11 protein-coding genes are annotated in these 14,444 nt (G+C 47.1%); 4 read left to right on the top strand and 7 right to left on the bottom strand.

Annotated features, from left to right (window positions below; translation table 11 throughout):
• The 3 genes from EXU57_RS17300 to EXU57_RS17310 are packed head-to-tail and all read right to left on the bottom strand — an operon-like array spanning position 1 to position 5,806.
• Positions 1 to 1,707, bottom strand: a complete 1,707-nt coding sequence (locus EXU57_RS17300) for a RagB/SusD family nutrient uptake outer membrane protein (RefSeq protein WP_133269501.1) — start codon at positions 1,705 to 1,707, stop codon at positions 1 to 3.
• A 19-nt stretch (positions 1,708 to 1,726) separates the two neighbouring features.
• Entirely contained in the window at positions 1,727 to 4,867 is a 3,141-nt protein-coding gene (locus EXU57_RS17305) for a SusC/RagA family TonB-linked outer membrane protein (RefSeq protein ID WP_133269502.1), read from the bottom strand.
• A 9-nt stretch (positions 4,868 to 4,876) separates the two neighbouring features.
• Positions 4,877 to 5,806: a carbohydrate kinase family protein gene (locus EXU57_RS17310; protein WP_133269503.1), complete on the bottom strand. Its 930-nt coding sequence runs from the start codon at positions 5,804 to 5,806 to the stop codon at positions 4,877 to 4,879.
• Between the two features lie 223 nt (positions 5,807 to 6,029).
• Here EXU57_RS17310 and EXU57_RS17315 point away from each other — a divergent pair, with 223 nt between their 5' ends.
• Positions 6,030 to 6,215, top strand: coding sequence for a hypothetical protein (locus EXU57_RS17315; protein WP_133269504.1), 186 nt, complete (start codon positions 6,030 to 6,032; stop codon positions 6,213 to 6,215).
• A 359-nt stretch (positions 6,216 to 6,574) separates the two neighbouring features.
• Positions 6,575 to 9,331, top strand: a complete 2,757-nt coding sequence (locus EXU57_RS17320) for a substrate-binding domain-containing protein (RefSeq protein WP_133269505.1) — start codon at positions 6,575 to 6,577, stop codon at positions 9,329 to 9,331.
• Positions 9,332 to 9,369: 38 nt separating this feature from the next.
• Here EXU57_RS17320 and EXU57_RS17325 read toward each other — a convergent pair whose 3' ends face one another.
• Both EXU57_RS17325 and gmk read right to left on the bottom strand, forming a co-directional pair.
• Positions 9,370 to 9,738: a Spx/MgsR family RNA polymerase-binding regulatory protein gene (locus EXU57_RS17325; RefSeq protein WP_207955520.1), complete on the bottom strand. Its 369-nt coding sequence runs from the start codon at positions 9,736 to 9,738 to the stop codon at positions 9,370 to 9,372.
• Positions 9,739 to 9,970: 232 nt separating this feature from the next.
• Entirely contained in the window at positions 9,971 to 10,540 is a 570-nt protein-coding gene (gmk, locus tag EXU57_RS17330) for a guanylate kinase (protein ID WP_133269506.1), read from the bottom strand.
• 180 nt (positions 10,541 to 10,720) lie between these two features.
• Here gmk and EXU57_RS17335 point away from each other — a divergent pair, with 180 nt between their 5' ends.
• Positions 10,721 to 11,674 carry a YihY/virulence factor BrkB family protein gene (locus EXU57_RS17335; RefSeq protein WP_133269507.1) on the top strand — a complete coding sequence of 318 codons (954 nt, stop codon included), beginning with the start codon at positions 10,721 to 10,723 and terminating at the stop codon, positions 11,672 to 11,674.
• Positions 11,675 to 11,690: 16 nt separating this feature from the next.
• Here the strand turns inward: EXU57_RS17335 and murA are convergent, their stop codons facing one another.
• Together murA and EXU57_RS17345 are read right to left on the bottom strand one after the other, a co-directional pair.
• The gene (murA, locus tag EXU57_RS17340; protein WP_133269508.1) at positions 11,691 to 12,998 is read right to left on the bottom strand and encodes a UDP-N-acetylglucosamine 1-carboxyvinyltransferase; all 1,308 of its coding nucleotides are present in this window, start codon (positions 12,996 to 12,998) and stop codon (positions 11,691 to 11,693) included.
• Positions 12,998 to 13,810 carry a DUF4290 domain-containing protein gene (locus EXU57_RS17345; protein ID WP_133269509.1) on the bottom strand — a complete coding sequence of 271 codons (813 nt, stop codon included), beginning with the start codon at positions 13,808 to 13,810 and terminating at the stop codon, positions 12,998 to 13,000. Before EXU57_RS17345 ends, murA begins: the two co-directional genes overlap by 1 nt.
• Positions 13,811 to 14,167: 357 nt before the next feature.
• On the opposite strand from EXU57_RS17345, the gene EXU57_RS17350 reads away from it, so the two are divergent.
• The gene (locus EXU57_RS17350) at positions 14,168 to 14,368 is read left to right on the top strand and encodes a hypothetical protein (RefSeq protein WP_133269510.1); all 201 of its coding nucleotides are present in this window, start codon (positions 14,168 to 14,170) and stop codon (positions 14,366 to 14,368) included.
• Positions 14,369 to 14,444: the final 76 nt, after the last annotated feature.

A 14,444-nucleotide genomic window follows, 5' to 3' on the forward strand; every position in this document is an offset into this window, starting at 1 on the left:
TCAATAGCCCGGGTTTTGCCTGTAAAGTCCATTAGTGAAGGTGATTTCCGATTGTGGGATGGGCAGGTATTCATCCCGGCCAGCCGTGAACTTTGCTGTACTTAAAAAACTTCTCCTGGTTTTTTCAACGTTCACGTAGTTATTCAGTGTTGGCTCTGCTATGCCCCATCTTACCAGGTCAAAAAAGCGGGCGCCTTCGGTTGCAAATTCAAGGCGTCGTTCCCATTGCAGGGCTTTTCGGGCAAACTCCTGTGTAAAGCCTGCCGCCGCATATTCTTTGATGTTGTATTTGGAAGGATAGCTGCCATCTGATTTTTTGACCTTTTCGGTGCTGGCGGCGGCTCTTCTTCTAAGCTGGTTAATAAGTGGTAAGGCGTTAGCCTGTTGTCCTAGTTCTATTAAGGCTTCTGCCTGCATCAGCAAAACGTCGTCGTACCGGATTACATCGTAATTCTTTGCGGTTCCCATAAACGGGCCGAGTTTAAAATAGGAACCATTTGAAGCCAACTGCTGGTTTCGCATGGTATGAAAGTTTCCATAAACCCCGGCATCCCGTACCCAACTGTTGCTGAAAAGCTTAGTGGGATCATACTTGTAAGGATGGCCTTCGATGCCTACTGTGTGATCGAGGCGGGGATCTACAGTGGCCGTATTGAGGTCTGCTGGTGCATTGTTGAAGGTTTCAAAGTTTGGTAAGCCATTCGCATCAGTTGTGTGGGCATTCACCAGGTTTTGGCTGGCAGCATGGAAACCACAGCAACCATATTGCGGTGCACCATGCGGATAGTTAAGTCCGTCTTCGAAGCTCAATCGTCCTGCAGTGGTTCCATCATTAATCGTAAACTGGATGGCAAAAACAGACTCCGGGCCATTTTCGGTTTCAGGTAAGAAGTTGTTTGCTATATCGGGGCTTAACGCGTATTTTCCTGATGATATCACCGCCTGGGTTAAGGTCACTACTTCCTGCAGCCGGGTTTGATTGATGTTGATAACTTTGTGGTTTGCATCCTGCTCATAAGCCTGGTAGAGCCTAAGTTTGGCAAGATAGGCCTGTGCGGCGTATTTGTTTGCCCTTCCGATTTCGGCCTGGTTTGCCGGCAGGTTTTCTATTGCAAACTGGAAGTCGGCGGCAATTTTGTTCCAGGAGTCTTCGTTGCTCAGGGTGTTCGACACCTTCAGAATGTCTTCGCTGCTCGCCGTTTCATCGAAAATCGGGATGTTCTTATACAACAACTTCATCGTAAAATAACTGTGTGCCCTTAAAAATCTTAGCTCGCCCTGCCGTAGTTTTTTTACGGGAAAGACTTCTTCAGTTAAGGAATTCACCGCCCGCAAAGCAACGTTCGCCCTTGATATTGATTTAAAAAGGTTTTGCCAAGAACGGGTTACGAAAGAACCCATGGTTGGGTTAACCAGGTTATAGTGTTCAAGTGCATCCACTTCGCCTACATCACCCGTACCACCGCCACCTTTGTAAGCATCGTCCGACCGCACACTGCCGTATGCCCAATTGCTGTAAATTGGTCCGATCATATCGCCGTTGCCGATAGCTGCATATGCAGCGGTTACAAGGCCGTCGGCCGCGGTTGGCGATGTAAGGTCCGACGACGATAAAACACCCGTTGGGGTATAGTCCAGTGCTTTTTTACATGAGCTGGCCAGGAAAAATCCTGATGTGATAACAGCCGCTATTATTATCTTTTTCATTGCTTTGATTATATAATCGTTAGAAAGATGCATTGATACCAAGCGTAAATGTTTGGGGAATAGGAACGGGGTCGAGGTCGATACGTTCAGGATCCGGGCTCAGGTAGCTCTTGCTTTTTATCCTTAGTATATTCTCAGCCATTCCGAAGAAGCGGATGCGTGAGAAAACGGATCTGGGTTTTAAAGAATAACCCACCTGAATGTTCCGCAATTTGAAATACGATGTATTTACAATAAAGTAGTCTGATGTGCGGCCTTCATTGTTATTGTCTTTAAGGGTAAGTGCCGGAACCCGGGTGTTTGTGTTTTGAGGTGTCCAGCCATTGAACACACCGGGGCCTACATTCTCCCTGCTCTTCATCAGGTTATTGAAAAGCGTATACACATCAAAACCTTCGCGACCTGCTACGCCGGAACCAAAAATGGTAGCATCAAAGTTTTTGTATTTCAGGTCGGCCCTCAGGCCATACTCTAAAGCGGGCAGCGTGGTGCCAATCCACGTCCTGTCGAGGTCGTTGATGACATTGTCGTTATTGATGTCTACATAACGAATGCGGCCGGGTGCTGCGCCGATCTGGGTGGGTGCTTTGTCCACTTCGCCCTGCGACTGGAAGAGTCCACTGGTCTTGTACCCAAAGATGTCGAACTGTGAATGACCAATAATGGTATTTACGAGGTTACCTGCGTAAGCGGGACGTACATTCTCAGGTAGTTCCGTGATCTCGTCCCTGAAATGCGCAAAATTTAACTTAACATCATAGGTGAAATCGCCGCGTCTTTCGCCCTGATAGCCAAGAACCAGTTCCCAACCCCTGTTGCTTTTCGAAGCGCCGTTTACCGCTTTCGACTGCCCCTCTCCCAATGCCGATGCAACCGGGGGGATGATCAATATCCCGGATGTATTCCGCGAGAAATAATCAAATGAACCATATACTTTGTTTCTTAAGATGGAGAAGTCAACACCTGCATTGATCTCGTCGGTGGTTTCCCATTTAAGCCCCGAGTTTGCTGCCTGCGTTTGTACAAAACCAGAAGGCAGTGTACCTGTATTTGCACCGGAAAGCGAATATGCGGTGCCAACATTCATGTACTGCTCCCAAAAACCGGGGGTAAGCTGGTTTTGAGAAGTGCCATATCTCGTATCAAAAAGGCCAAAGCGCGCGAGGTCGCCAATTTGCTGATTACCTACCCTTCCTATGCCTACTCTTGCTTTCAACTCAGAAAAAAAGGATTTGCGCATGAACGCTTCTTTGTCGATCCTCCATCCCACGGAAGCTGCGGGAAAAATGCCGTACTGGTTGTCGGCACCAAAGCGGGAGGAACCATCGCGGCGAACAGTAACCCCGGCGAGGTACCTATCGTCGTAGTTATAGTCTATCCGACCGAATTGTGAAAACAACCGGTTCCCGGTTGAGCCGCCGGTAGCAATGGTGTTCCCGGTGCCCGCATTAAGCGTGAAATAATCTTCGGTTTGTATGGCATAGCCCTCCTTTTTGGTGGATTGAAAATCAACGTTGGTTTTAATATATTCGGTTCCTACCAGGAACTTAAAGCCATGATCAGCAGTGGGGTTCCAATTGTACCGGAGCGTATTGGAGAAAGTGATGCTCAGGAATCTGTTCTGGTCAAAAAGCAGGCTGTTGGTAGTTCGGCTTAATGCGCCTTCGGTGAAAGTCGGGCTGATTACTTTATTCAGGAAGAAAGCATTATCGGCACCGATGTTCGACTTAAAAAACAGGTTTTTGATGGGTTGAATTTCTACAAATGCATTTCCAAATGTACTTAGCCGGTTGGCATTGTTCCATTTGGCAAGGTCCTGCATATGCAACGGGTTATTTCTATCTGAATAACCCGCACCGGATTCACCTGCATAAGTACTCCCGTCCTTCTGGTAAACAGGAATGGTGGGGGCGAGCGTAACCGCCAGGAAAGTTGTGGTAGCCCCACCAAGGTCGCGTGCTGTTAAGGTTTCATTTGAGTTTGCTACACGAAGATTTAGGCCAAACGTAAGTTTATCATTAAAAACTTTTGTGAGCGCATTGATGCTGCCGCTTAGTCGTTCATAACCTGTAAAGCGTAACATGCCCGTGTTCTTGAGGTGAGCGAAGTTGATTTCAACCGAGGAGTTTCTGTTACCTACTGACGCCGTTAAACTATTGTTTGTAACAATCCCGGTTTTATAGATAACATCTTGCCAATTGGTGTTACCTGAAGGTGTATTTGGATCGCCACCAACAAAAGGTTTAAGCGTGACAGAGCTCAATACGGGATTGTTATAGTCGTTGTTCCAGGCGAAGTTGTAAATGTCGCCGTAACCGGCCACGGGATCCTGCCTGTCATTCACCGAAGCCTGCCACAATGCCTTTCCCCGGTCAACAGAGTTCAGCATCTTAAACCGGCTTGACTTTTCAGACTGAACGGACACACTGCTGTTCAACTGGAATTGAACTGAACCGTTCGTATTGCCCCCACTTTTTGTAGTCACAATGATGACGCCGTTTGAAGCGCGGGCACCATAAATTGATGCTGCCGATGCATCTTTTAGAACTTGGACTGAGGCAATATTCGCAGGATCCATGTTTTGAAAGACTTCAGGCCTTGTTGTAGGTATTCCATCTATAACATACAATGGATCAGTGTTGCCTAAAGTGTTGGCACCCCGGATCAATATCCTGCTGTTGGATCCGTTGGGCGAGCCATCCTTTTCGATGTACAAACCGGCTACCCTGCCCTGAAGGGCTTGCATTGTATTGCCAGAGCTGTTGTTTTTTACAGGCCCCATATCTACAATAGCCACAGCACCTGTTACATCGGCTTTTCTTTGCGAAGTATAGCCGGTGACGACCACCTCATTGAGGGCAAGTGGCAGCTGTTGTATAGAAAAACTAACGGCTGTTACGCCCTCGGTAGGCAGTTCGGCGCTTTGAAACCCGACAAAAGACACCACTAATCTGTTTGTATCGGCAGGAACGGAGATGCTGAAGCGCCCTTCGGCATTTGTTTGGGTAGAGATTGAGGTTCCTTTTACCTGCACCGTCGCACTAGCAATCGGTTTATCGTGATCGCTTTTGTTTGTAACGGTACCACTTACTGTTTTTCCCTGAGCTAACGCTGCCACTGAAATCAGGAAACAGCTCAGAAAGGAGACAAGTTTTCGCATAATGAATATTTAATGGTGATGAATAGTGTGAAGAACCTGGTCGTTATGAGCATTGATTAGTGTCGTTATTTGTGTTGCGTCATAGTCGGGGCAGGCACCAGGGTGGGTAGCTATGAATGCTCCCAGTGCACATGCAAAGTCCAGCGCGCTTTCAATAGTTTCGCCTTTAAGCAGTTGATGAAGAAAACCGGCGAGGAACGCGTCGCCACTACCGATGGTATCAGTTACTACTACCTTAAATCCGGCATGTCGATACAATTTTCCTTTTTGGTTAACCATTGCCCCTTCGCCGCCCAGAGTAACAACAATGGTCTCGATATCAAACCGGTCCTGGATCAGGCTAATGCGATCCTCCGTGGTTTGAAACTGGCTGAACCAGCCGGTTATCAAATCAAGCTCGGCGATGTTCATTTTGAGGATGTCTGCCTCTTGCAACAGGTTTTCCACGGTGCTGCGATGAAAATTGGGCGGACGAAGGTTAATGTCCAGCACCTTTGTTTTTGCGTGCTCCAATAAGCGGCTAAGGGTTTCTCTCGACGTTTTACTACGTGAGGTGAGGCTGCCGTAAACAAAAAACTCAGCCTGTTGCAACAGCGCCGCATATTCATCGTGCCATACAATAAAATCCCAGGCCGACGGGTTGACGATGTCGTAAACAACTTCGTGGTGATCATTGGTATTCGCATACACCAGGCCGGTCGGGTGGTCGTAGTCAACGTCGAAGAATTCGGTGGTAACGCCGGTGTCGGCGAGCATGTTCACCAGTTTTTTTCCATAGTCGTCGAGTCCTATCCTGGTTATCAGTGCCGGGGCAGTGCCCAGCTTATTCAGGTGATAGGCAACGTTCATCGGGGCGCCGCCGGGTTGTGCCCCCGAAGGCAGAATGTCCCAAAGCACTTCGCCGAAGCAAACTACCGGGCATGCAGAGTTAGGGTCCATCTTTGTAAGTTGATAAGGTGAATGAATGGAATGGTAGTGCGGACTTTCGTAGGACGAGGAACTTAAAAACGGCAGTTATCTGGAGGAAGAAAAAAACTTTTGTCAACAGCATTATCCCGGGCTAGGAAAGCGACTCAACCTGAAACCTGCTGATGCCAACAGCGTAAAAAGATGAACCGGGCCCGTTCGAACGGCCAGCCAGACGGACGTGGCTAGCCTCCACATGAGAATTGCCAATGCCTGGACAAAAAAGAAGAAAACATATATGAACCGCGGTACCGTTTTGAATACTGCAAAGGGCGACATTACTAACGGTGCATATATTATGAAGGTAGATAGCGCACCAACGGGAAGAGCCCCTGCAGAACAGGCCCGGTTAATTTTAGTTATTATCCGGCCTGGTACATAATCATGCCACGGAGGGGTGAAGGAGAAAGGCAACATTTGACAAGCAATTTCGAACCAAAGTAGGCTGCCGGACCTGCGAAAGCATTATGATTATGTACCAAAAGCTATCTGTTCCTGAGAAAATTGCTGGGATCGATTAAACGATTAATAATGAATGGGTTATCATGTTTCTTAATCTGGTTCTAAATGCGTGTTTTTCGATTTTGTACCAGCTGATTTCAATCTTGTATCATTGCGACCAGGTGAGTAGGCCGGTAGTTAAGTCATTGTTCTTTAATTTCGGAAGGAACAACGCAAATCGATAAATTTGTACTTCTACCCGACGAGGGCACTTCAGCATATCGCCCGGTTGTTGCCATTATGTTTTTTATAGCACGATACGCAATTTCTGTAGTTCTGCTACTTTGTACACTGCTAACAGCATGTACCCCTGAGCCGTCGGGCAAACAATACCATATCGGATTTTCGCAGTGTGTTGAGTCGGATGCCTGGCGGAAGACTATGCTTAAGGATATGAAGCGGGAACTTTCTTTTCATCCCGGTATAAAACTTTCTTACCTGCAGGCCGACGGGAACAGCGATAAACAGATCAGCCAGGTAAAGGAGCTTCTTAACAATAAGGTCGACATTCTGATTATCTCGGCAAATGAAGCGGAACCCCTGACGCCAATTGTTGAAGAGGCCTTTACTAAAGGCACCCCGGTTATCGTGGTGGACCGAAAAATTGCTACCCCCTTTTATTCGGCCTACGTGGGGGGTGACAACTATGAAATAGGGAGGATGGCTGGTGAGTATGCCATTAACCAATTGCAGGGGAAAGGCAACATTATTGAAATCACCGGGTTACCCAAATCGACTCCCGCCATTGAACGCGACAGGGGCTTCACAGCCGCACTAAAAAACTATCCTTCCATCCGTATTGTTGAAAGGGTAAATGGGGAATGGTACAAGCAAAAGGCACACGATGAATTGTCGCGTATCGCATCCCGTTATAAAGATATCAACCTCATTTTCGCCCAAAACGACGTAATGGCCGCGGGCGCAAACGAAGTATACAAAAGCATGAACGCTAAGCTGCCGAAGATCATAGGGGTCGATGGCCTTCCTTGTAACGGATGTGGAATGCAGCTGGTAGCCAATAAACGCATCACCGCTACCATGTTGTACCCTACCGGCGGTGAAGAGGCAATTCGCATCGCGCTGAAAATCCTTAATAAAGACGAGTTCAAGCGGGAGCATTTGTTGAATACCACCGTGATCGACTCAACTAACGTGCGCTACCTGCAACTACAGGCCAATAAGGTGGATAGTCAGCAGCGGGAAATAGAAAACCAGCAAAGCATTCTTCACCGGTTGAAAACGATTTATAATAACCAGCGAACATTTTTGTACGTGCTCATCTGCTCGCTGGTACTGGCGCTTTCGTTGGGGGGACTTGTATTGTATTCGCTAAGGGAAAATCGCCGGATCAACAGGAAGTTGAAGCAGCAGAACGATGAGATTGTTGAACAGAAGGATCAGCTGGAGGAAATGTCGGTGAAGGCGCGTGCCGCCAACGAAGCTAAAGTGGCCTTTTTTACGAATATTTCACATGAGTTTCGTACTCCCCTTACGTTGATCCTGGGACCCCTTGAAGAACTATTAGGGGCCACCAAAAACCAGCCACGGCAAACACGCAACCTAAACCTTATTCATAAAAACGTAATCAGGCTGTTGCGACTGGTAAATCAATTGATGGACTTCAGGAAGATAGAAGTGGATAAAATGCGGGTACAAGCTACTAAAAACGACCTGATTGCTTTTGTAAACGAGATTATCGAATCCTACCAAAGTATGGCAGCAACGCGTACCATAGATCTCCGGCTGATCACCCATGAACGGCAGCTCCTGGTTTGGTACGACGTGAATATGTTGGATAAGGTGATGTTTAACCTGCTGTCGAATGCATTCAAGTTCACTAAAGATGGTGGTTATGTTCATATTTACGTTAGTAAAAACGAGGCTGGCGATCGCGTGGTAATCAGGGTTGATGATAATGGCATCGGCATGTCGGAGGAGGCAGTTGACAGTGCCTTCGAGCTCTTTTACCAGGGCGAATTCGAAAATCACAAAGGCTCAGGCCTCGGGCTTGCGTTATCCAAACAGCTTATTCATCTGCATAAAGGCACAATCACCCTTTCGAGCCAGAAGTGGAAAGGCACGAGCTTCGAAATTCAATTATTGCTCGGAAATGCCCACCTGGACAAACAGGAAATTGCAGAAAACCCTACTATGCCGGCCATCTACGAGGATGAAAAAGTGTACAGTACCGGGCAGGCAACCGAGCCGCCGGATGTTCCCGAAGAAAGTCAGAAAAAAACGGAAAGGGAACATTCCATCCTGATCATCGAGGACAACGAAGACCTGCGCGGGTTTTTGAAGGCCAGGTTGGAAGCGCAGTATGAGATTGTGGAAGCAGATAATGGGCAGTCGGGACTTCAACAGGGTTTTGATATCGTTCCGGACCTGATCATTTCGGATGTGGTAATCCCGGGTAAAGATGGGATGGCGCTGGTGAATATCTTTAAAACAGACATCCGCACCTCTCACATACCCATTGTTTTGCTCACGGGCAAAACAAAAACTGAGCACCAGATTGAGGGTATGAAAAATATGGCCGACGTATATATAACCAAACCGTTTAGTGTACAGTTCCTGGAACAAACGATTAAAAGCCTGCTGTCGAACCGGGCGATGCTGAAGGAACACTTCACTTCCGAAATGCCGTCGAACCTGAAAACCACCACGGTCGGCAAAATGGACCGGAAATTCATGAGCGAGTTTACTGCCCTGGTGGAAAGCAATTTGTCGAACGAAGATTTTAGCGTGGAAGAAATCTGCAAAAAAATGGGTATCTCCCGTGTACAGCTTTACCGGAAAGTGAAAGTGTTGTTGAATGTAAATGTGAACGACTATATTCTAAATATGCGGCTGCAAAAAGCAAAGTACCTTTTGCAACACGAGGAGGCTACCATTAGTGAGATCGCCTATACGGTCGGCTTCTCGTCGCCTGCTTATTTTTCTACCGTTTTTAAGTCAAAATTCGGCATGACCCCAAAGGCCTTCAAAGAAAAATAACGTCCATTGGACCAGTCTTTCTAATGAGCCGGTCCAAATTAAAGAGGATCGGCTTTTTGCGGCGAAAGCAGTTCCTGGTAATTGTCTTCATCAAAGCCAAGGAACATCAGGTTTCCATACTCCAGCACCGGGCGCCTGATAGCGCTGGTATTTTCGATGAGAAATTGAATGGCAGTCTTTTCCGTATTGATTGCCGCCTGTTGCTCGGCCGAGAGGGCTTTCCAGGTGGTTCCTTTTCTATTCAGCACCTTTTCCCAACCCCAATGTTTACACCACTCCCTGAGCTTTGGTTTAGTGATCCCTTCGGTCTTGTAATTGTGAAATTGGTAAGGCAGGTCGTGCTGCTTTAGCCAGACTATTGCTTTTTTTACCGAATCACAATTGGGAATACCGTAGAGTGTTATCATGAGCAGTTAAAGTCAAAAGGGTAATAATGAAAAATGTAAAATGAAAAATGTAAAAAGGAACACAGCAAATCCGAAAAGTACGTATCAAACCAGTCAACGTTTCAACCAATTAACAGTAAACGTATCAACCAATCAACATCTCAACATCTCAACCGATCAACTTATCAACCAATCAACCAGTCAACCTATCAACTTTCCCCACCTCAATACCCAATACCTCAATACCCACTCCCTAACTTCCATTCAAAAATGCAACAATGGCCTCTTCCGCTTCTCTACAAGCTACATCGAGTACATGATTAACAACGACCTTATTAAAAGAGTGTTTAAAGGAGAGTTCGTAAGCTGCTTTGTTTACCCGGGTGGCGATGCTGTCGTCGCTTTCTGTTCCGCGGCTGCGCAGGCGTTTCTCGAGCTCAGCGACCGAAGGTGGCTCAACAAATAACGAAAACGAACTATCGGGAAACTGCAGCTGCACATGGATGGCGCCTTTTACATCGATGTCGAGCATGGGAACCCTGCCCTGTGCCCAGATGCGTTCCAGCTCCGACTTAAGTGTGCCATAATATTTGCCTTCATAAACCATCTCCCATTCAACAAATTCATTTTCCTGGATCTTGTGCTGGAACTCTTCCGTACTCATAAAATAGTAGTCAACACCATTTCTTTCCTGCTCCCGTGGTGATCTTGTAGCAGCAGAAACAGAAAACGCCAAAACGGGGTACTTTGCTTGCAGGTAACGCGTAATGCTGGTTTTACCTGCACCCGAAGGCGCAGTGATGATGATGATCTTTCCGGTCATGTGTGTAAATGAGATGCAAATAAAGGAAACTTTGATCGGAGAACTAGATGAAAATCCTTTGCCGATTGGTCTGATGTGCAGATCTGATCAATGGCTAAATCGACAGCAGCGCTGTGCTGCGCAGAAAATTAAAGAACTACTTTCGCATACCGTACTTGGGATAATCCAGAAGCTTTATGCATGCCGCTTACCGCCCTCAAAACATTTAAAACGTTACTGGTTGACGCCTTTAAGGAACTGAAAAAAAACGACCCGTTGAGGATGGCAGGTGCAACGGCATTTTTTACCACGTTTGCCTTACCCCCGATCCTAATCATTCTTATTCAGCTGTTTGGTCACCTGTTCCGGATTGAAAATCTGGGTGAAGAATTTTTTACCCGGCTTGCCGATGTCCTGGGTAGGGAAAGTACTGCACAAATCCGGCGGACCTTTATCGGCTTCCAGGCACTGGCTAAAAACAGGTACATCACTGTAGGTGGAATCATTTTCCTGATTTTCGTAGCTACTACTTTATTTAAGGTCATCAAAGACTCGCTAAACCAACTTTGGAAGATCCGGGTGGATCCAAAGGAAAAACTGGTACACAAGTTTGAGTCGCGTTTTACCGCGCTGCTTGTGATATTGCTTGCCGGCATATTGTTTCTCGGGGGCACTTTTATTGAAGGCCTCCAGGCTTTTTTGCGTCACAATTTCACGCAGTTTTCTACCCTGACCGGTTGGTATGTTAACGTAACCATTGGTAAGGTGCTTTCAGCCCTGATAGCGACCATCTGGTTTGCCATCCTGTTCAAATACCTGCCAGACGGTAAGCCATCGTGGAAGGTATCTATCAATGGCGCACTATTTACAGCAGTACTTTTCACCATCGGCAAGATGCTCATCCGTTATATGCTCTTGTTGGGAAACCTCGATACCGTATTTGGCACCTCCAGTTCGATTGTACTACTGCTCTTATTTGTTTTCTACTGTTCCTTTATCCTTTATTATGGTGCATGCTTCACCAAGGTATATGCTAAACACATCAGGCAGCCGATACGTGCCGGAGTATTTGCTTTTGAATATGAAGTGGTGGAAGTAAAAAAGAAAGAAGAAGCTGAAGGGCGAGCTGGCAACGAGGATGGTCCGAAGAACTGAGCCTGTAGCAATAAGGCTAATTTATCCGGCTGATGTTTGCTCCAAGTGCATTCAGCCGGGAATCGATGTGCTGGTAGCCGCGATCAATTTGTTCGATGTTTTGGATGGTGCTGGTTCCTTCGGCACTTAATGCCGCTATCAGCAAGGCAACCCCGGCGCGGATATCAGGGCTCGACATCGTGATCCCCCGCAACGCATGTTTTCGGGCAAGGCCGATTACCGTTGCACGATGTGGATCGCACAATATGATCTGCGCACCCATCTCCATGATCTTATCTACGAAAAACAACCTGCTCTCAAACATTTTCTGGTGAATCAGTACACTGCCCCTTGCCTGGGTTGCAACTACCAACACGATGCTGAGCAGGTCGGGCGTAAACCCGGGCCATGGATGATCGGAGATGGTCAGCACTGATCCGTCCATGTTCTCCTGAATATTGTATACCTCCTGTGCCGGGATGTAGATATCGTCTCCGCGGAATTCCATGTCAATACCCAGCAAGCCGAATTTCTCAGGTATCAACCCAAGGTTTGCGATGCCTGCATTTTTAATGGTGAGCTCGCTTTCTGTCATGGCAGCAAGACCAATAAAGCTGCCGACCTCAATCATATCGGGTAACATGCTGTGGCTGGTGCCGTGGAGCTTTGCTACCCCTTCGACTACCAGCAGGTTGCTGCCGATCCCGCTGATTTTTGCACCCATACGGGTTAGCATTTTACAAAGCTGTTGCAGGTATGGCTCGCAAGCCGCATTGTATATGGTGGTAGTTCCTTCGGCAAGTACAGCAGCCATCAGGATGTTTGCGGTACCGGTAACCGATGGTTCATCCAGCAGCATATATGTGCCGGTTAACCGTGGAGCAGTTAGGTGGAACTGCTGGTTGCCTTCGTCGAAGTGAAAGTGTGCACCCAATTTTTCAAAACCGATGATGTGGGTGTCCAGTTTTCTGCGCCCTATTTTATCGCCTCCCGGCTTTGGAATGTATGCCTTTTTAAAACGGGCAAGCATGGGGCCGGCCAGCATTACGGCACCGCGGAGCCGGCCGCTTTTTTTGCGGAAGTTTTCAGAAGCAATATGGTCTACATTAACATCGTCGGCTATAAAAACGCAGGTATCGGGCGATTGCCTGTCTACCTTAACCCCCATGTCGACCAATAATTCTATCAGGAGATTTACATCAACAATGTCGGGAATGTTGCTGATGGTGACCGGCTCCGAAGTAAGGAGAACGGCTGATATAATTTGAAGTGCCTCGTTTTTTGCACCCTGTGGCACAATTTCACCCCTAAGTTTTACTCCACCCGGTACAACAAAACTGCTCACTAGTACCGCTTTTTGGGTCCGCCAAATTTGTTGTTCCGGTTGTCGCGGCCGGGGGTATTGCCACCGGGATTGCTGCTACCGCGGCTATCACGGCCCATACCATTACCGGTATTCCCGGTTGGGCGACTATCACGGCTATCGCGGCCCATGCCGTTACCGGTGCCGCCATCACGGTTATTGCGTTGAAATTGTCCGCCGCTGCCGGCGTTGTTATTTCTTTTAAACCGGTTATCGCCGTAATTGCCATTGCGGGTATCACGACCCTCAACCGCACGATAGTGTTTTACAAAAGGGGTGCTGTCGAATTCAAGCTGACCACTGGTGATGATGTTTAATTCAGCGCGGATGCCATCATCATGTACCAGTTCTTTATGCCAGTTGCTGTAAGCCAGCTTCATGTAATATGCAATAGAATTCGCAAAGCCAACACGTTTTTCGGGGTTCTCTTCTTTCAATGCCTTGTCAATTACCATCTCAAGGTTCTTACCAAGGTGCGAATAACGGGGCTTGCGTTTAGGATAAGGAAGCGGATCAGGCTTAACCTTATAAGTTTCTTTTGTTGGTATGGGGTATGGACAATCAACGTCCAGCTTAAAATCGCTTACAAAAAACAAGTGATCCCAAAGCAAATGCCTGAAATCGTCGACGTTTTTCAGGTGAGGGTTTAAGAAGCCCATTAATTCAATGATCACCTGCGCCTGTTGCTGGCGCTTCTGCCGGTCCTCAATGGTCAGCACATGTTCTACCATTCTTTGAATATGTCTGCCATATTCTTTCATCGTCAAATGGTTTCTCTCGGTATTATATTCCATAAATGTTGTTAGATAGCAAATGTAATAAAGCTTTTGCTAAGGGTATTAATATTATGATTCTACGATTGTAGCCAGGAATCAGGGTCAATCCTGGTTAGCAAACTTGGAATCTGCCGTATTGGTCTCATCCTGTCTTTTCCTGATTGTACCACCTACAATCAAAACGGGTAAACCCCGAGTCCCTTGTTAACGCATTTGCGTGCACAATATTTCAACGGTCAGGTTGCAGCACTGCATGCATAACCATACTTGATATATAAGCCTGTTGTTTAGTCGGAAACTGTTGCAATAATCACATATCATCCGAGGCAATATCGTGGCAGAACAGCCCACCTTGGTGGCTCACCGGAAAAATGAATGCCAGGCTTTAATATCAACACAGCATACCATAACAAACCGGGAGAACCAGCCGGATTTTTTGCGGGTAAATCATCTACCATCATCCAGGTAATCCGGCTCGCCCAATTCAAACAGTTAGGAAACAATAAAAGTACTGAAACCGACATGCAACCCGGTGTAATCTCCTCTTGGGTTAGCAAACAGATGGCGGCAACTTAACATTGAATACCGGACCATAATGTTTGCCCCGATTCGGTTCGCCCGGTTACAATAAGAACATCAGCGTATCTTGAAG

Origin of the sequence: Segetibacter sp. 3557_3, assembly GCF_004354985.1 — a bacterium.
Lineage (GTDB): Bacteria > Bacteroidota > Bacteroidia > Chitinophagales > Chitinophagaceae > Segetibacter.